Raw genomic sequence first — 16,806 nt, forward strand, 5'->3', positions numbered from 1 at the left:
TTTTTTCCTGTCACGACTCTCTACGAGGAATCGAATCCATGGCTAACGTCTACGACAAGCTGAAGTCGCTCGGCATCGAGCTCCCGACCGCCGGCGCCCCGGCCGCCGCCTACGTGATGAGCGCGCAGACCGGCAACACGGTCTTCCTGTCGGGTCACATCGCGAAGAAGGACGGCAAGGTCTGGGCCGGCAAGCTCGGCGCGGATCTGCAGACGGAAGACGGCAAGGCCGCCGCCCGCTCGATCGCGATCGACCTGCTCGCGACGCTGCACGCGCATACCGGCGACCTGAACAAGGTCACGCGCATCGTCAAGCTGATGAGCCTCGTCAACTCGACGCTCGACTTCACCGAACAGCACGTCGTGACGAACGGCGCGTCGGAACTGATCGCGGAAGTGTTCGGCGACGCCGGCAAGCACGCGCGCTCGGCATTCGGCGTGGCGCAGATCCCGCTCGGCGCGTGCGTCGAGATCGAGCTGATCGCCGAAGTTGCTTAACGAACGCAGCACGATGCCCGGCCGTCTCGTCCGTTTCAGGCAGGTCGACGTGTTCACGTCGGTGCCGTTCAAGGGCAACGCGCTCGCCGTGGTGTTCGACGCCGATTCGCTCGGCGACGACGACATGCTCGCGATCGCCCGCTGGACGAACCTGTCGGAGACGACGTTCCTCTGCACGCCGACCGATCCGGAAGCCGACTACCGCGTCCGGATCTTCACGACGGAGGGCGAACTGCCGTTTGCCGGCCATCCGACACTGGGCACCGCGCATGCGTTCCTGGAAAGCGGCGCACAGCCGCGTACGCCGGGCCGGCTGATCCAGCAGTGCGGGGTCGGCCGGGTCGCGCTGCGCGAGCAGGCCGACGGCTGGGCGTTCGCCGCGCCGCCGGCTCGCGTCACACCGCTCGACCGTTCGGACTATGCGGCGCTGGCTGCCGCATTGCGCAGCGACGCGCTCGATCTCGATGCCGAGCCGTGCGCGGTCGACAACGGCGCGCCATGGCTGGTCGTGCGGCTGAAGTCGGCCGATGCCTGCATCGGCCTGACGCCCGATCCGGCCGCACTGGCGGCACTCACGCGCCGCTACGGCACGGACGGCGTCGCGGTCTACGCGCCGCACGCCGAAGGCGGCCCCGCGACGTTCGAAATCCGCTGCCTGATGACGGGCGGCAATTTCGGCTTCGGCGAAGATCCCGTCACCGGCAGCGCAAACGCCGCGCTCGCCGGGCTGCTGACGCGGCAGGAGCGCCGCCCCGGTCGGTCGTACACGGCCCGCCAGGGTACGGCGATCGGCCGCGACGGCCGCATCTTCGTCAGCTATGACGAAGACGGCACCACGTGGATCGGCGGCCATGTCGTCACCGTCGTCGACGGCACCTTCCTGTCACCCGCCTGACATTTCGCGATGTGCGATGGCGCCGGGCCGCCCGGCGCCCCTACGATTCGCCCAACTATCGCAAAAACGTTCCAGCCAGTAATATCGGGCCTAATCCGTTGTTTCGGAGGTCTGTCCATGGTTGCGTGTCCCGCGAACGAACAGACGTCGGGACAATCCCAACCATAGTCAGCCATCCAGACGGATGACGCACGCGAGCAGGACGCCACCCTCTTCGATGAGCTCCGCCCGGTCCAACCACACGCCGCCGACCCGGCCGCTACGCGCGCCGCGCAAATCGCGCCGGCGTGCGCTATTTGCGATCCCGCTGCTCGGGATGCTGGCGCTCGCGCTGCTGTGGGCCGTGATCATCGCGCGTCTGTCGGTGGAAAAGGACAGCGCGTACAAGGAAGCAGCGGCTTCCGCCGCGATCCTGTCCTCCGCGCTCGAGCAGCATACGGTCAAGGCGATCCACCAGGTCGACCAGATCACCCGCTTCGTCAAGTTCGAATTCGAGAAAGCGCCCGCCCGCTTCAACCTCGCCAGCGCCGTCGAGAAAGGCGTCGTGCCGAGCGACACGCTGATCCAGGTGTCGCTCGTCAACGCGAAGGGCATCCTGTTCGCGAACACGGCCGAGCTGCATCCGCAGCCGATCAACCTGTCCGACCGCGAGCACTTCAAGGTCCACCTCGCGCACAACGACGACCGCCTGTTCATCAGCAAGCCCGTACTCGGCCGCGTGTCGAGCCACTGGACGCTGCAGATGACGCGGCGCCTGAACAACCCGGACGGCAGCTTCGCGGGCATCGTCGTCGTGTCGGAAGACCCGAGCTACTTCACCAACGACTTCTACAACAACGCGGCGATTGGCAAGGAAGGCGTGATCGCGGTCGTGTCGGATACCGGCACGGTGCTCGCGCGGCGCACGGGCTCGGTGAGCAACGCGCCCGGCGCGTTTTCCGCGTCGGGTGTTTACCCGATCGCCGAGCGCGTGACGGGCACGATCATCGACCCGATCGACGGCGTGACGCGCATCGTGTCGTACCGCCACCTCGACGGCTACCCGCTCGCGGTGATGGTCGGGCTGTCGCAAACCGAGGAATTCGCGGACTACTACCATACGCGCAACGTCTACCTGCTGATGACGAGCTTCATCACGCTCGCGATGCTCGCGTTCTTCGGCGTCGCAACGGGCCTGATCGGGAAGCTGCTCGGCCGTGAGCGCGAAATGACGCAGCTCGCCGAATACGACCTGCTCACCGGCCTCGCGAACCGCTATGCGACGCTGCGCGGGCTGCGCAACGACGTGTCGATGCCGGCGAGCCTGTCGCGGCTCGGGCTGCTGTTCATCGACCTCGACAACTTCAAGACCGTCAACGACACGCTCGGCCACAACGCCGGCGACATCGTGCTGCAGATGACCGCGTCGCGCCTGTCCGATGCGGTCGGCGACGAAGGCTCGCTCGCGCGCATCGGCGGCGACGAGTTCGTCGTGGTGATGAAGGGCGACGACGTCGAGCGGCGCGCGGTGCGGCTCGCGGAAGCGATCATCCGGATGTTCGGCGAACCGTTCGACGTGCGCGGCAGCTCGTTCGTGCTGCATGCGAGCATCGGCATCGCGCTGCACACGGTGGCGAACGAGAGCGAAATCGACCTGCTGAAGAAGGCCGATCTCGCGATGTACAGCGCGAAGGATGCCGGCAAGAACTGCTACCAGTTCTATGGAACCTGTCCGCATTTTTGTGGGCGAGGCGGTTGAACAACAGGTTATCCACGCGCCTGCGTGAATCGCTCGCCGAACAGGATAGCAAACTGGTTCATCGCTGATTTCCAGTCGAAGGCGGCCCGCACGGTCTTGGCCAGCACGTTGCGCAGCGCCAGCCAGAGCAGCTTGATCGCCGCCTCGTCATTGGGGAAGTGACCACGGGTCTTGATGATCTTGCGCAGTTGCATGTTCAGACTTTCAATGGCATTCGTTGTGTACACGACCCGTCGAATCTCCGGCGGAAACACGAAGAACGGTATGACGTGCTCCCAGGCGCGCTGCCACGATTGCACGATGGTCGGATATTTCTCGCCCCACGGGCCGTCGGCGAAGTCCTGTAACGCCTGCCTTGCCGCCTCTTCGCTAGCGGCTGCGTAGATCGGGCGCAGGGCTGTGGCGAGCGCCTTACGGTCCTTGTAGCTGGCGTACTCGAGGCTGTTGCGGATCAGATGCACGATGCAGGTCTGAACGGTTGTCCGCGGATAGGCTGCACTGATGGCCTCGGTCAGCCCCTTCAGGCCATCGACCACGGCGATCAGGATGTCCTGGCAGCCGCGCGTCTTGAGTTCGTTGAACACCTTGAGCCAGAACTTGGCGCCCTCGGTCTGCTCGATCCAGAGGCCCAGCACGTCGCGCTGGCCGTCGGCCTGGATGCCCAAGGCCAGATAGACGGCCTTGTTGCTGACCACGCCGTCGTCGCGGATCTTGACCCGCAGCGCATCGAAGAACACCACCGGGTACATTGGCTCGAGCGGGCGGTTCTGCCAGCTCAGCGCCTCGGCCATCACCTCGTCGGTGACCGAGCTGATGAAGTCGGGCGACACTTCGGTGCCGTAGTGCTCGGCCAGAAACCCTTGAATCTCGCGCACACTCATGCCGCGGGCGTACATCGCGATGATGCGTTCGTCGAAGCCGGTGAAGCGGCGCTCGTGCTTGGGAATCAGAATCGGCTCGAAGCTGCCGTCGCGATCGCGGGGGACTTCGACCCGAACCGGGCCACGATCGGTGATGACCGTCTTGCCGCTGGCGCCGTTGCGCTCGTTGGCTTGCCCGGTAGGCTTGGACTGGCCGGACGGGTAGCCCAAATGCAGATTCATCTCGGCGCCCATTGCGCGTTCGATGATCGCTTTGTTGAACGCCAGCATCAGATCCTGGACCTCGGTCGGCGTCATCGGCCCCTTGACCAGTTGGTCCAGCAGTTCCTTGGGCAACTCAGGCAGCGGCCCGCGGGCCGCTGCCTGACGCGCTACGGTTTGTCTTTTCTTCTTCATCGGCATATCCATGGCTTTTACACCTCATGATATGCCCCGCCCACAAAATGACGGATAGGTCCCGCAAGACGCATGATCTTGCGGCTCATTAGGCCGAACACAAACTTCAGGACGAAGTTCAGCCCGCGAGCGCGGGCGAACGCTGCGTCCAGCGGCCCGATAAGAGAGACGATCTTCCCTCCCGGCCTCAGGATTCCTACCGATTTTTCAACCGCGTCACCCCTGATCGTGCCAAGCACCACATCGTAGTCACGCAGCACCTTCTCGAACGCTTGCTTCTTGTAGTCGATTGCCTCGTCCGCGCCCAGGCTAGTCACCAGCGGGATATTACCCGTGCTGGTATTGGTCCCCACCTTAGCGCCAAAATATTTGGCCAGTTGGATCGCAAATGTTCCAATACCGCCGGACCCCGCAGGAATGAACACCTTCTGACCTGGCTGAAGATTGGCACGCTCCTTCAGTGCTTGCCATGAAGTGAGCCCGACCATTGGAACCGAGGCGGCCTGCACGAAGTCCAGATTAGCCGGTTTCGGGGCTGCAGCGCTCTCCGGTACCACTGCATACTCGGCGATAGATCCTCTTCCAAGGTCGAACAGATTTGCAAAGATGGCGTCGCCTTTCTTGAAGCGAGTGACGCGGCTACCAACATCGATCACAATGCCAGCCAGGTCGCTACCCATGATGGCGGGCAGTTGGAACTTCAAGACGGGTTTGAACATTCCCGTTGGAATCATGTTGTCGATCGGGTTCACCCCCGCGGCATGAACCTCAACCAGCAGTTCATCGGGTTTTAGTGTGGGGCGTGGCACTTCGGCGAACCCGATCTCGGGTGATTTGCCATAGCGTTTGAATGTGAGTGCTTTCATGTTGCGCTTGCTCCGATGCTGCGTTGTATTCGCGAAAAACTTCATACGTTCTGGTCCGCAAAGTATTCATTGCGATAGAAATTCCAGTGCCGCGGGTACGAAGTTGGTGTGATGCTGGAAGATTCCACCGTGGCCGGCGTCCTGATAAATGACGAGCTGCGCCCGGGGGATGCGGCGGGCCATATCGCGGCTGAGCGCGGTGGGCACCATGATGTCGTTATCCCCATTGGCGATCAGGACGGGCATGGGCAGACTCGCGAGGTCCTGCGGCGCCTGCTGGCCCCACGCCTTGATCGCCTTGAGTTGATGAAGGAAGGCGCGAGGTGTCGGCCCCTTGTCGCGGCCGGCCTCACGCTCCTTCAACCGTTTCAAGAAGGCGCTTGCCGCCTGCTGGCCGTTGGTTGTGGACGTGAAGAACAGATACGCCTTCGGATCGCGCAGCGTTAGCAGGCCTTTGAGCATGAGCGGCCAGGACACGGCACCGACACGATCGATACCGTGACCGCCGGCAGGGCCCGTGCCAGTGAGGATAAGTTTACGCACCAGGCCCGGCGCCTTGAGCGCCACGTCCTGCGCCACGAAGCCGCCAAGCGAGAAGCCGAGCAGATCGACTTGATCGAAACCCCTTGCGCGAATCAGCGCGATGGTGTCGCGCGCCATCTCGTCCACGGTCACGGGCGCGATGCCACCGGATAAGCCAATTCCCCGATAGTCAATGGCGATGACGCGATGTTTGTGAGCCAAGCCATCGACGATGCGCGGGTCGAAGTTATCCAGCACGGCGCCCCAATGGTTCAGCAAAACTAAAGGAATGCCGCCGTGCGGCCCCAGTTCACGGTAGGCGAAGCGGGTTCCAGCCGCGTTGACGAACTTGTTCGGTGCCCGCGCATACGACGTTGTCGATTGGGTGTCCGCGTTGATGCTCTGCATCATTGACTCCTTGGGCGCTGCTTTCATATGTCGAGCCTCATGCTGACGGGGAAAAGGTGGGACTTCAATCCGCGCCGCAAACCAGAAACTCGAGTGTGGCCTCAAGCATCGATTCGGACAACAGCGCTTCGTCGACGGCGCGCGCCAACGTCGACGATGCGCTTGTGCGTGACTTCCCTGGACCGGGTGGTAGATCGTTTTATATGACGTTCATCGGCGATGAGTTTCTGATCGCAAGCCCTCGCCACTCAATTGCGCGCCCGCAGACGCCGCGTGCGAAACGTTCCCCAGCCGCTGCTGAAAGCAGACTTCAGGAATGCTGCAAGCCCGCCCTCGTCGGGGCGCGGTCTTCTACCCCTCGCAATGCGCTTGAGCTGGCGCGTGTACCACAGCACCTCCATGATTCCGAGGCGATCGACAGCCTTGAGGCCGGTACTGATTGGGTGCACCTGCTGCAGGCTATCGCGCCCTTGAAGCAAGGCGGCGGGGGCATCGGGATCGATCGCGAGCAACCGCGCCAAGCCCACCACATCCAGCGCGCTGGAGTGCAGCGCCGCGTTCATGCCGGCAGCGGTGCGAAAACCACCGGTCACCATGAGTGGCACTTTGACTGCTGCGCGCACCTTCTGGGCAAATTCCAGAAAGTAGGCCTCCCGCGCCGCGGTAGATTCCTTCTTCGGCTCTTGCATCGCCCCGCTCATGGCAGGCGCCTCATAGGTACCGCCAGAAATCTCGATCAGGTCGATCCCCGCATCGCTCAACGCGCGGATTGTCTCGATCGATTCTTCTTCCGTAAAACCACCGCGCTGGAAGTCGGCCGAATTGAGCTTGATTCCAACCGGGAAGTCCGGGCCGACCTGCCGGCGGATTTCCGCATAGACGGCCAGTACGAAGCGGCGCCGTTTCTCGGGACTGCCGCCCCATTCGTCGCTGCGGCGGTTGTGGTGCGGAGAAAGAAATTGGCTGATCAGATAACCATGTGCTCCGTGGATCTCGACGCCACTGAACCCGGCCTTCTTGCAAATGGCCGCGCTGCGCCCGAAGCGCTCGATGATGTCCTGAATCTCGGACGTGGTCGCTTCGCGCGGTGTCTCGAAGAATGCCGCCATGTCCTCGCGGAAAGGAACCGCGGACGGCGCCAGGTTGAAGGCGTTCAAACCCTTGGTCGATTGCTTTCCGGGATGGTTGAGCTGCACCCAGATCGATGCCCCTTGCGCGGTTGCAGCCTCCGCCCACTGGCGCAGCACGGGCAAGTCTGCCTCGTCTTCGATCACGACATTCCCGGGCTCGCCTAAGGCGCGGCGGTCGATCATCACGTTCCCCGTCAAAACCAGTCCGAGCCCCGACGCAGCCCAGCGTCGGTACAACTGCACCAGGTCCAGCGTTGGTCGATTATCGTAGGTGCCCAGGGTCTCGCTCATGGCGGCCTTGGCGAGCCGGTTACGCAGAGCGCTGCCACTGGGCAGGCGCAACGGCTGGTTCAGCAGATCCGTTTTCATGGCAACTCAGAAGACAGTGCGGTCGTAAGGCAAGACGACTTTCGGAGGCTGCAGGAACGCCGTAAGGCCCTGGAACCACATCACTTCCCGGAAGTCGCCACTGATGGTCAGATCTTTACTGCCCACCCCCCTGAGGAAAGCCGCTTGCGCATCCTTTGCCGACAGAATCTCGAAGCCTTTGGCGGCACTCGTAAAGGTGAGCGTGAATCGAGGAGTCTCTGCCAGTCCCGAAAACGATCGGACGGTGCCATCTTTGATCACAAAGTAGCGCCCGGCACCCGAAACCGTACGAATCTGGAATACCAGGCTCTTGGACGCGACGTAGCTTGCGGCGTTGGCGTCGCTCCTGACCTTGCGTCTCAGCATCTGGGCGAATGCCCACAACAGGAACTTGAACTTAAGCATTTCGGGCATCCCTTTGACCTGAGAAAAGTGCATTCGGACCATGACGACCGTCGCGTCACTCGCTCAGGAACTGAACTGCGTGACCCAGGAAGCGTTGCGGGTACTGGAACTGCGCGGCGTGGCCGGCGTCCGGGTAAATGAACAACTGCGCATTTGGCAGGTTGCGTGCCATGTAGAAGGAGTTAATCGTCGGGACCATCACGTCGTTCACGCCATTGAGGATGAACGTAGGCTGCCGGATGCCGCGCAGATACGCGAAGGGATCGTCATCCGAGAGCCTCGGCATATACAGCAGGTTGGCCTCGATCTGTGCGATCGAGACCTCCGGCGAGGATGGCGGATCCTGGTCGGCTCGCATATGACGCCGCTCCCAGAAAGCTCTTGCCGCCTGCCCGGCTTCTGCTGATCGTCCGAAGAACAGATAGAGGAAGTCTTCGAACACCGGGACCGGATTGACCGCGGTGGTCAAGACGCGCTGTTCCATTTCCGGATTACCCCCGCGCGGCCCGGTGCCCAGCAGCATCAGCTTGCGCACGAGCTCGGGATGGCGCCAGGTCAGGTCGAGCGCCTGAAACCCGCCCAACGAAAAACCCAGAACGTCGATTTGTCGCAAGCCGAGTTCCCGAACGAAGGCCGCTGCATCATCGGCCATGTCCTCGATGCGCGTTCGTGGTTGCCCGCCGGAGGAAGCGACGCCGCGACCGTTGTAGAGAATGACTTCGCGGCTCTGGGCAAGCCCATCCGTCATCAGTGGGTCCCAGTTGTCCATCCCACCGCGGAAGTGCTGCAGGAACAGTAACGGCGGCTGCGAAGAATCTGCGTTACCCCAGCGGCGGTAGGCGAATCGAGTCCCGTTGACATCCACGAAGCGCGTGGGCGTAGTGATATGGTTGTCGGTCATCGTGGTATCCGTCGTTCCGCCGTTTGCAGCAATGAATAGTCAGGCGCGGAGCTGATAACGCTCGGCCGCGTGTGCTTGTCGAATGTCCGACAGCAGTCCCTGGCGAGCGCCATCCAGCGCGTCCCACCGCCCGGCTACGTGCAGCGGTGGGATCGTGACCAGTTCGCGACGGTCGAACCCGACCAGTGCCGCATCGACCAGCTCGCCCACTTCCATCACCTCGGGAAGCGTGTTCACGTCGATGCCGGCGCGCTCCCAGATCTCCGTGCGCGTCGCCGCCGGCAGGACGGCTTGCACGTAAACGCCCTTGGGCGACAACTCGAGGTTCAGGCCCTGCGACAGGAACAGCACGAATGCCTTGGTCGCGCCGTAGATCGACATGCCGAACTCGGGCGCGAAACCTACCACCGAGCCAATGTTGACGATCGAGCCATTACCGGACTGCACAAAGCGTGGAGCGACCGCGGCTGCAAGCCTCGTCAGCGCCGTCGTATTGAGCGTGATCAGGCGTTCGATGCTCTCAGGGGTTTGCTGCAGGAAGCCGCCCGACTGAGCCACGCCGGCATTGTTGATCAGAATTCCTATTCGATCGTCATCGCGCAGACGCGCCTCGAGCGCGGACAGATCGGTGGACTGGGTCAGGTCGGCCTGCAGCACTTCTACGGCCACACCGCTTTCCTCACGCAGGCGCGCTGCCAAGGCATCGAGTCGCGCCTTGTCACGGGCGACAAGGACGAGGTCATGGCCACGCCGAGCGAAGCGCTCGGCGTAGGTGGCACCGATGCCGCTGGAGGCGCCGGTGATGAGGACAGTCGGGAGCGTGGTCATGGGTACTTTCCTTTGCAAAGGTTCGTCTGGCGGAGGCTCAGTCAAGGGGCGGGCCTTAGCCGGAGATCGTCGGGTAATCGATGTAGCCCACAGCGCCGCCGCCATAGAGCGTCGCCGGGTTGAGCTGCGTCAGGGGTGCGCCGTGCTTCAGGCGTTCGACCAGGTCCGGGTTGCTGATAAACGGACGGCCGAACGCGAACAGGTCGGCTCTGCCCTCATTGAGTTGAGTCGTGGCGAATTCCAGGTCGTAGCCGTTGTTGGCCAGATAGGTCTGCTTGAAACGGCGGCGCAGCGCGTCATAGTCGAATGCCGCCACATCACGTGGGCCGCCAGTCGCACCTTCGACTACGTGCAGATAGACGATGCCCTGCGCGCTGAGCTGTTCGGCGATGTAGTCGTACTGCGCTTGCGGATCGCTGCAGGAAATGCCGTTGGCCGGCGAAACGGGCGAGATGCGCACGCCAGTGCGTTCGGCGCCGATTTCCTTGACCACTGCGGCGACCACTTCGAGCAGCAGGCGCGCACGGTTCTCGATCGAGCCGCCGTAGTCGTCGGTGCGATGGTTGGCCCCGTCCTTGATGAACTGCTCCAGCAGATATCCGTTGGCGCCGTGAATTTCCACGCCGTCGAAACCGGCGGCAATAGCGTTGGCCGCAGCCTGTCGAAAGTCGCTCACGATGCCCGGCAGCTCGGCGAGTTCCAGGGCGCGCGGCTCGGACACGTCGGCAAAGCCGTTGTTGACGAAAGTCTTCGTCTCGGCGCGGATGGCGGACGGTGCGACCGGCGCCGTACCGCCAGGTTGCAGGTCAGTGTGCGAGACGCGGCCCACATGCCAGAGCTGCACGAAGATGCGTCCACCCTTCGCATGTACGGCGTCCGTGACCCTCCGCCAGCCAGCGATCTGCTCGGACGTGTACAGGCCGGGCGTGTCCTGATAGCCCTGGGCCTGGGCCGAAACCTGGGTGGCCTCGGTGATGATCAGGCCGGCCGACGCGCGCTGGGCGTAGTAGGTCGCGGCAAGCTCGCTGGGCACCAGCCCGGCGCCGGCACGGTTGCGGGTCAGCGGTGCCATGACGATGCGATTGGCGAGCGTCAGGCCACCTAGGGCGTACGGCTCGAAAAGCGTTTTCTCTGACATGTCGTTCCAGCGTTTGGTGGTGGGAATGGCGTAATGATGACGATCATAATCTAACGTGTCAATACTTTGATGATGATCAACATCAATGTATAGTCAGGCCATCAGACAGGAACGCGTACGGAGAGGAAAGTGAAAGTCACCAAGGCACAGGCACAGGCCAACCGGGCCCACGTTGTCGAAACAGCGTCGACGCTATTCAGGGAGCGCGGTTTTGATGGGGTCGGAGTGGCGGATCTGATGGGTGCAGCTGGGTTCACCCACGGCGGCTTCTACAAACACTTCAGCTCAAAGGCCGATCTGATGGCGGAATCGGCGGCCTGCGGCATGGCGCAGACTGTTGCGCTGTCGGCCGGGGTGGACGCATCGGAGTTCGTGCGACTGTATCTCTCGCGCGAGCACCGCGACTCGCGCGCAACCGGCTGCACGATGGCTGCGCTGGGTGGGGATGCCGCGCGTCAACCCGAAGCGGTCCGGGCCACATTCGCGGACGGTATCGAAAGGCTGCTGGCGGCGCTAAGCCAAGAACGTGGTTCGTCAGAGGGTGCAGCCTCGGCGGAGGCGCGAGCCAACTGCCTAGACATCATGGCGCATGCGGTCGGCGCCATTGTGTTGTCGCGCGCGTGCCCGGATGATTCTCCGCTCGCAGACGAAATCCTGACGGTATGCCGCGACAAGATTCTCGCCACCCTGGGCCCATCGGCGACAGCGCGCGAACCGGGCCGCAATCATGGTAACGACAGCTCCGCTAAGTCAAATTGACACCGGGCTTCGACACCGTTTGGCGTACGAGCGAAGAACAGATATTGCTTCGGATCCTGGCCGGTGAGGAAACCTCGAAGCATGTCGCAAAAGGGAACGCTGGTCACGGCACTGATGCCTTCCCCACCGGCAGGACCCGTTCCCGCGAGAATAATCTTGCGGACGAGTTGCGGCTGCTTCAGCATGACTCCCTGGGCAACCATGCCGCCCATCGAAAAGCCAAAAAGATCGACCTTCGTGAACCCCATGGCCTTGATGAAGTTGATGGCATCGTCTGCCATCTGCTCAATCGAATTCGATGGTGCGCCACTGGAAGCTCCGACACCACGATTGTCGAACGTGACCACGTGATGCTCCGCCGCGAGGCCGTCCACCACTCGGGTTGGTCGATCGGAGATGTGCGCACCTCCAGTCGCGCCGCCATCGACGATTTTTCGGACTGGATGCCTTCGCAAACAGACCTCGTTTCGAATAGGCTGCTGAGCTCGCTGTCCGCAAGGAATGCGCACGTTGGTGCAGTCAGAGAGCAGCCAGTAACCGGAGTTGATGTTCGCTTTCGGCCCCGCGAACCAGTGCATAGGCCCGCATCTCCACGCGCTCAAAGAGCGAAATGGATTCCGAGCCGGAAAAGACGCTCCATGCGTCGTCCGCGATCGAGGTCGGCGCGCCGCGGGCTCTCGCGAACGCTCGCAGGAGAGGGCTTGCCTCGCGGCGCAGCACGCGGCGGTCAGCGTTCAGAACATACGGTGGACAGTCAGTCCGTAAGACGAGGTAGTACGGGATCGCATTGCGATCACTTAGCATGGTGGCGATACCGGTGAGGAAGAATGCGTGCGTTCAGCTTCTCGCGTCGTCGTGGCCGACCGCTGCGATTGACCGAACTACATGTCGATGACCGAAGCTCCACCCACCTTTCCGTCGATGATGTCCTTTCCCTGCTGCCGGGCGGCACGCCTTGCCATACCAAAGTCGGAGTATGCATGCGGTTTGTCCAGCCTGAAAATACGGCTCGCGGCGGAGGTTGCTATCGCGCCCGGGCGGCATATCCGTACCGCGATGTCATACCCTTCGGCGTAACGGGAATGTCCGTCAAAGCGACTGAATGTACGCGCGAAGACGAGGGGATGAAGTTCGTACCCCTTGTAGAGAAGAAGCAGGTGTGTCGACATGTTGGCCACTCCACAGGGGCGACTCGCAATACGCTCGAACGCGCTTTTCATTTCCGCTGCCGCAACCGGCTTAGCAGCTCAAGCGCCACCGTGTCAGCGTCGTTGTTGATCATTTCCGCTCGCAACAGCAGGCCGCCAACACGGACGGCTGCATCCCAACTATCTTCTGTCATTGCCTGATGGTTGCGTGCAAGCTGCTCGGCAAGAGCCAGGAGCGCCGCCATCCTTGCTGACTCGCCGGAAGTCCGGCGCTCCTCCCTCCCGGCAATGAGCCGGAACAGGCCCAGGACCGATTCGGCGGTAACGGAGGGGATAGTCATTCGGACTTTATACGCCCTTTCGGTCCGCCCCGCCCATATATTCACGCTGGCCCCCGAGCCTGCCTAGTACCGCCTCGCATACCCCTCGCGATACAGCGAGGCGCCGATCGACGTCAGAACTGCGATCTCATCCTTACTCAATCGACTCCATGCCTCCGCCAACCAGCCAGCGAATCCGGCACAAGCATGGTCCAGATCGGCGGCCGCCTTGCCCTCTGCGTTCATCCGCTCGAAGATCATCATCACGTCATGTGGCGTCATAGTCGGCTCCTCGTGAGCTTCCAGCATAGGCGATCGGTGGCGTCCGCCCCTACTCCTTCGCACGCTCGATGTTCGCTCTCCGGCGTGCCCGCAGCCACAAGCCGAAGCCGGCCAGTAGCGGTTCGACCTGGTGTCCTGTTCCGTCGACGTTAACATGCTACGAACATATGGATCGGTTAAGGCCTGCGTGAGCCATGTCATTCCCCGCATCGCCGATGCATCCCGTGAACCGGGGCGGTCAGTTACAGCCATGGGCCGTCGCTGGTCCGCTTCGCTCGAATATCGTCTGAGGGCATGGTCACATCAATTCGCATTCCTACATGATAAGTCGGTCCTGAACGGACGGAATCTCCTTTGACTGACGGAATCGGCCGATCGAATGTAATGGTGACGTAGGCAGCCAACGACAGCCGACGGCCAGCTGTTGCCTGCCGCAGCGACGCACGGCATTTGATTCGACGAATGAGCGCTTCGGTCACGACTCTCGTGGTCGCAACGGGACTACACTGAAGACGCTATTGCAGGAGGAGACAGCGATGAGAGACTCTGACCCCCAAAGCACCTTCCAGGGGCTGCCGCTAACCGCAGAGCAGGACGCGGAAGTGAAACACTACATAAAGGTCCGAACCCGGCGTGGCCTGCCATGGGACACGCCGGAGCTGAGCGCGATGCTCAAAGACATGCTGCTACCCCCGGGTGACGGCAACAGCGATGTCGGCTCCCCGGAAGACGAAACTAAAGCGGCCGCCGAGCGCGCAACGGCGTCGGTTGACGAAGCGATGGACCCTGTCGAGGCGAGCGAGGAGCGGAATGCGGCCATGGAGTCGGAAAGCATGAAAGGACCCAGACGATAAAACTGCAGGCGATGACGCTTGCTTCCCGGTAGCGCCGTATGTGAGGGATCGTGAGGTACTCCGTGTGAGTTCGGTGTGCATGATTTCAACGCTCGAACGCGTGCCGTCGGCCCCGTGACATCGAGCCGCGCGACATCTCTGCTGAACACGAGGGGGCCGGATATGCGGCTGATCGAATCGGATGAATACAGAGACTTTCTGGCGACCTTGGAGCGCCGTGGCTTGGCAGAGGGTGATTTCGATCTTCAGGAAACGGATACGACCGACCCGAAGGGTGATGAGAACCTCGGTCTACAGGGCTATGTCACCATCACCAGGCTCTCGACGCAGATTACGAAGGAATACGTGATCGGCGACGAAAGCGACTGGCTACAGCATTTCAGGAAAGATCTTGAAGCTGGTGCCTTCGACCGACTGGAATGATATCCCGACGCGACGCGCCGCACTTGGGAGGAAGTTCGGCTCACGAGAGTCGCGGACTTCGAGGATGCGGAACGCATGCGGCCCGATCTGGTGATGATGAGCCCGTTAAAGGGCGTGCTTGCTGCCTTGGTCTGTGGCCCTCCAAGGATGGCCATCCTCTCGACCGACCTTCGACACCGCGTCAGCCTGCTTTGGCAGCAGCATGTATTGCCGTCGGCCTCGATCCCGGCGACGCCCTGATTGCTCGGGCGGCTGGCGTGCCACCCGAATTTCAATTCATCGACGCGGGGAGATCGTCGGCCAAATGTGCGTCGAGCCATTCGAGCGCCCAGTTTTTCGCAAAGGCAATCGCATCCTCGCGCACGTCGAAGCCAGCCAGATCTCCGCTCAGTTGAACGTCGCACTCACTGCCGTCTGCACGATCGATGCTGATCCGCACGTGTGCCATGTATTCCCCGTCGGCCCTGCGCGGTGTCGGATCGATATGGAATCGGGTTGGGTCGACTTGCATTTTTTTTCCTCCTTCAATTGCTGCGGGGCCCGTGGCCACCGCGAAGTGTATCGTCGCGACCAGAACAGTCAAAGCTTGAGGAGTGCCATGATCTGGCCTGCTTCCTGGTCCGATTCGCAGCTCGCCATTCCGCCTTTGCGCAACAGCGCGCGAATCGAGAAAAACATCAGGAACGCATCCTCATCGATTTCATGACGACGATCGAGAATGACGCCGTCCATCTCGGCACGAGCGTCATACGGCAGGAACTGTTCGATGACACCAGAACCATCGCGTCGAATCCATTTCAACAAGTCTTTTCTGTTCATATCCAGCCTCCCGACGTTGCCGGTGCGCCATGCGCGAGGCGTGTTTGAGTCTTTGGCGGCGCCGCGGACGCAGAAACAGGATGGACCGAGGAAGAGATCAGGACGCGTTATCCAACGCGCTCGTGTCCTGTAGACATGCATCGATCAGGCGATTCGCATACGCAGCCGATATGCGGCGCGCTCGTCCGCATTGCGCGGTTTCGATGAGAGGCCCGATCACGTTCGGAGGGGGGCGCCTTGAGTGGCGCGGGAATCGGTAGCGAGTCAGTCAGCAAATCCATCCTACGCCCATTGGCGAACTTGTACAGCGAAAGTTCTGCGCGAACCGCTGCATGGCATGCCGCCCCGATTGGGCGCGGGACGGACCGGCTCAGCCGCGTGCGAACAATCGCCGATACGCGGGGAAATGGTGCGCTGACGGTACCCTCACTTTCAAGCAGGCGCTGTCCGCACGCACAACTACGAAGCTCGTTTCGACGCGCCGGTCAAGGTTTGCCTTCGCGGCACTGACACCACGCTGACCCGGAGCCAGACCTTCAAGCTTGTCGACGGTTCGCCGTTTGTCAGTGCCGGTGACGCACGTCGGGCTTCGCAACGTTATGCAGACGACATCATCGACCAGAACCAAGGTGAACATTGGATGCTCGACGCAGTACGTTGATGCGGATCTCTGATGTGCAGCAATGCATGGGAGCACGCGACAATCGGAGATGCGCGTCCCGAACTGAAATTGGGCAAGCCGACGCCATGCTGCCGGTCAACGGAAAACTCGCGACGAAAAACCAACATTCCTTTCTGTCCAGCGCTCTCAAAGCAGATCAGCGGGTGAGCGGCCGCATTATGCAACTGCCGCGCTACGCGCTAATGGGCGTCGTGTTGCCAAGCGACGCTGCGTAACGACCAAGCCGCCGACGCAGGTTCAATCGGTTCGTTGCGTCTTTTCGTGCCCCTGGATTTGTTCTTCTAGCAAAGTGCGCGCGAGCGCTCGAGCGGCGTCGCGCGCTTCCACGTCTGTCGCAAAATCCTCTTCGGTATCGTGTTGCTCAGAGGAGCCTGGATCCTCTCCGATGTGGTGCAAGTGGACGATTCCGCGATAGCGCCCACACATCGTCTTCATCACGCGAAGGCGTGCCACGTGCGTGTGGGTTGTACACACTTCATCATCCATGATGCCTTCCTTGCCAAGCCCCCTTGGCGAGACAACGACATAGCCGACTTCATCCACTC

General features: G+C 62.0%; 21 protein-coding genes and 4 pseudogenes. 8 read left to right on the forward strand and 17 right to left on the reverse strand.

Annotated elements, in window-relative coordinates; all coding sequences use genetic code 11:
* Positions 1 to 38: 38 nt before the first annotated feature.
* The 3 genes and pseudogenes from FFS49_RS22865 to FFS49_RS22880 all read left to right on the forward strand — a co-directional run.
* The gene (locus FFS49_RS22865; RefSeq protein ID WP_011352811.1) at positions 39 to 497 is read left to right on the forward strand and encodes a RidA family protein; all 459 of its coding nucleotides are present in this window, start codon (positions 39 to 41) and stop codon (positions 495 to 497) included.
* A gap of 13 nt (positions 498 to 510) precedes the next feature.
* Positions 511 to 1,392, forward strand: coding sequence for a PhzF family phenazine biosynthesis protein (locus FFS49_RS22870; protein ID WP_105818693.1), 882 nt, complete (start codon positions 511 to 513; stop codon positions 1,390 to 1,392).
* A gap of 217 nt (positions 1,393 to 1,609) precedes the next feature.
* Positions 1,610 to 3,094: pseudogene (locus FFS49_RS22880) on the forward strand (sensor domain-containing diguanylate cyclase); the annotation flags it as partial.
* Between the two features lie 44 nt (positions 3,095 to 3,138).
* On the opposite strand, the gene FFS49_RS22885 reads toward FFS49_RS22880, so the two are convergent.
* The 8 genes from FFS49_RS22885 to FFS49_RS22920 form a co-directional block, all read right to left on the reverse strand.
* The gene (locus FFS49_RS22885) at positions 3,139 to 4,407 is read right to left on the reverse strand and encodes an IS256 family transposase (RefSeq protein WP_080001177.1); all 1,269 of its coding nucleotides are present in this window, start codon (positions 4,405 to 4,407) and stop codon (positions 3,139 to 3,141) included.
* A 17-nt stretch (positions 4,408 to 4,424) separates the two neighbouring features.
* The gene (locus FFS49_RS22890) at positions 4,425 to 5,273 is read right to left on the reverse strand and encodes an NADP-dependent oxidoreductase (RefSeq protein WP_249362236.1); all 849 of its coding nucleotides are present in this window, start codon (positions 5,271 to 5,273) and stop codon (positions 4,425 to 4,427) included.
* Positions 5,274 to 5,339: 66 nt separating this feature from the next.
* Entirely contained in the window at positions 5,340 to 6,203 is an 864-nt protein-coding gene (locus tag FFS49_RS22895) for an alpha/beta hydrolase (protein ID WP_046548865.1), read from the reverse strand.
* 248 nt (positions 6,204 to 6,451) lie between these two features.
* Positions 6,452 to 7,702, reverse strand: coding sequence for an NADH:flavin oxidoreductase/NADH oxidase family protein (locus FFS49_RS22900; protein WP_046548866.1), 1,251 nt, complete (start codon positions 7,700 to 7,702; stop codon positions 6,452 to 6,454).
* A gap of 6 nt (positions 7,703 to 7,708) precedes the next feature.
* On the reverse strand, positions 7,709 to 8,107 hold the full coding sequence (locus FFS49_RS22905) for a hypothetical protein (RefSeq protein WP_046549488.1): 399 nt from the start codon (positions 8,105 to 8,107) through the stop codon (positions 7,709 to 7,711).
* 55 nt (positions 8,108 to 8,162) lie between these two features.
* Entirely contained in the window at positions 8,163 to 9,008 is an 846-nt protein-coding gene (locus tag FFS49_RS22910) for an alpha/beta hydrolase (protein WP_046548867.1), read from the reverse strand.
* Between the two features lie 39 nt (positions 9,009 to 9,047).
* Positions 9,048 to 9,836 carry an SDR family oxidoreductase gene (locus FFS49_RS22915; RefSeq protein WP_046548868.1) on the reverse strand — a complete coding sequence of 263 codons (789 nt, stop codon included), beginning with the start codon at positions 9,834 to 9,836 and terminating at the stop codon, positions 9,048 to 9,050.
* A gap of 55 nt (positions 9,837 to 9,891) precedes the next feature.
* Complete coding sequence (locus FFS49_RS22920; RefSeq protein WP_105815160.1) at positions 9,892 to 10,974, reverse strand: alkene reductase; 1,083 nt, start codon at positions 10,972 to 10,974, stop codon at positions 9,892 to 9,894.
* Positions 10,975 to 11,103: 129 nt separating this feature from the next.
* On the opposite strand from FFS49_RS22920, the gene FFS49_RS22925 reads away from it, so the two are divergent.
* Positions 11,104 to 11,733 carry a TetR family transcriptional regulator gene (locus tag FFS49_RS22925; protein WP_046548870.1) on the forward strand — a complete coding sequence of 210 codons (630 nt, stop codon included), beginning with the start codon at positions 11,104 to 11,106 and terminating at the stop codon, positions 11,731 to 11,733.
* Positions 11,734 to 11,738: 5 nt separating this feature from the next.
* On the opposite strand, the pseudogene FFS49_RS22930 reads toward FFS49_RS22925, so the two are convergent.
* The 6 genes and pseudogenes from FFS49_RS22930 to FFS49_RS42655 all read right to left on the reverse strand — a co-directional run.
* A pseudogene (locus FFS49_RS22930) lies at positions 11,739 to 12,311 on the reverse strand (alpha/beta hydrolase); the annotation flags it as partial.
* Positions 12,253 to 12,537: a hypothetical protein gene (locus tag FFS49_RS42650; RefSeq protein ID WP_046548871.1), complete on the reverse strand. Its 285-nt coding sequence runs from the start codon at positions 12,535 to 12,537 to the stop codon at positions 12,253 to 12,255. The pseudogene FFS49_RS22930 and the gene FFS49_RS42650, both read right to left, overlap by 59 nt.
* 77 nt (positions 12,538 to 12,614) lie before the next feature.
* Positions 12,615 to 12,902, reverse strand: a complete 288-nt coding sequence (locus tag FFS49_RS22940; RefSeq protein WP_046549490.1) for a hypothetical protein — start codon at positions 12,900 to 12,902, stop codon at positions 12,615 to 12,617.
* A gap of 47 nt (positions 12,903 to 12,949) precedes the next feature.
* A complete protein-coding gene (locus tag FFS49_RS22945) occupies positions 12,950 to 13,222 on the reverse strand; it encodes a hypothetical protein (RefSeq protein WP_046548872.1) in 273 nt (90 codons plus the stop codon).
* Positions 13,223 to 13,285: 63 nt separating this feature from the next.
* Complete coding sequence (locus tag FFS49_RS22950; RefSeq protein ID WP_046549491.1) at positions 13,286 to 13,483, reverse strand: hypothetical protein; 198 nt, start codon at positions 13,481 to 13,483, stop codon at positions 13,286 to 13,288.
* A 52-nt stretch (positions 13,484 to 13,535) separates the two neighbouring features.
* Positions 13,536 to 13,631 (reverse strand): annotated as a pseudogene (locus FFS49_RS42655) (DUF159 family protein); the annotation flags it as partial.
* Between the two features lie 388 nt (positions 13,632 to 14,019).
* Between FFS49_RS42655 and FFS49_RS22960 the strand changes: the two are divergent.
* Together FFS49_RS22960 and FFS49_RS22965 are read left to right on the forward strand one after the other, a co-directional pair.
* The gene (locus tag FFS49_RS22960; RefSeq protein WP_046549492.1) at positions 14,020 to 14,337 is read left to right on the forward strand and encodes a hypothetical protein; all 318 of its coding nucleotides are present in this window, start codon (positions 14,020 to 14,022) and stop codon (positions 14,335 to 14,337) included.
* A gap of 162 nt (positions 14,338 to 14,499) precedes the next feature.
* On the forward strand, positions 14,500 to 14,760 hold the full coding sequence (locus tag FFS49_RS22965; RefSeq protein ID WP_046548873.1) for a hypothetical protein: 261 nt from the start codon (positions 14,500 to 14,502) through the stop codon (positions 14,758 to 14,760).
* Positions 14,761 to 15,031: 271 nt separating this feature from the next.
* On the opposite strand, the gene FFS49_RS22975 is transcribed toward FFS49_RS22965, so the two are convergent.
* Both FFS49_RS22975 and FFS49_RS22980 read right to left on the reverse strand, forming a co-directional pair.
* The gene (locus tag FFS49_RS22975; RefSeq protein ID WP_046548874.1) at positions 15,032 to 15,271 is read right to left on the reverse strand and encodes a hypothetical protein; all 240 of its coding nucleotides are present in this window, start codon (positions 15,269 to 15,271) and stop codon (positions 15,032 to 15,034) included.
* 68 nt (positions 15,272 to 15,339) lie between these two features.
* Complete coding sequence (locus FFS49_RS22980) at positions 15,340 to 15,579, reverse strand: hypothetical protein (protein ID WP_046548875.1); 240 nt, start codon at positions 15,577 to 15,579, stop codon at positions 15,340 to 15,342.
* Positions 15,580 to 16,000: 421 nt separating this feature from the next.
* Here FFS49_RS22980 and FFS49_RS42660 point away from each other — a divergent pair.
* Both FFS49_RS42660 and FFS49_RS42065 read left to right on the forward strand, forming a co-directional pair.
* Positions 16,001 to 16,240: pseudogene (locus tag FFS49_RS42660) on the forward strand (hypothetical protein); the annotation flags it as partial.
* A gap of 86 nt (positions 16,241 to 16,326) precedes the next feature.
* Positions 16,327 to 16,476: a hypothetical protein gene (locus tag FFS49_RS42065; RefSeq protein ID WP_156814593.1), complete on the forward strand. Its 150-nt coding sequence runs from the start codon at positions 16,327 to 16,329 to the stop codon at positions 16,474 to 16,476.
* A 22-nt stretch (positions 16,477 to 16,498) separates the two neighbouring features.
* Here FFS49_RS42065 and FFS49_RS42665 read toward each other — a convergent pair whose 3' ends face one another.
* The gene (locus FFS49_RS42665; RefSeq protein ID WP_224755783.1) at positions 16,499 to 16,804 is read right to left on the reverse strand and encodes a hypothetical protein; all 306 of its coding nucleotides are present in this window, start codon (positions 16,802 to 16,804) and stop codon (positions 16,499 to 16,501) included.
* Between the last annotated feature and the right edge of the window lie 2 nt (positions 16,805 to 16,806).

The organism is Burkholderia sp. 4NA327C6, assembly GCF_005502655.1.
GTDB lineage: Bacteria > Pseudomonadota > Gammaproteobacteria > Burkholderiales > Burkholderiaceae > Burkholderia > Burkholderia contaminans.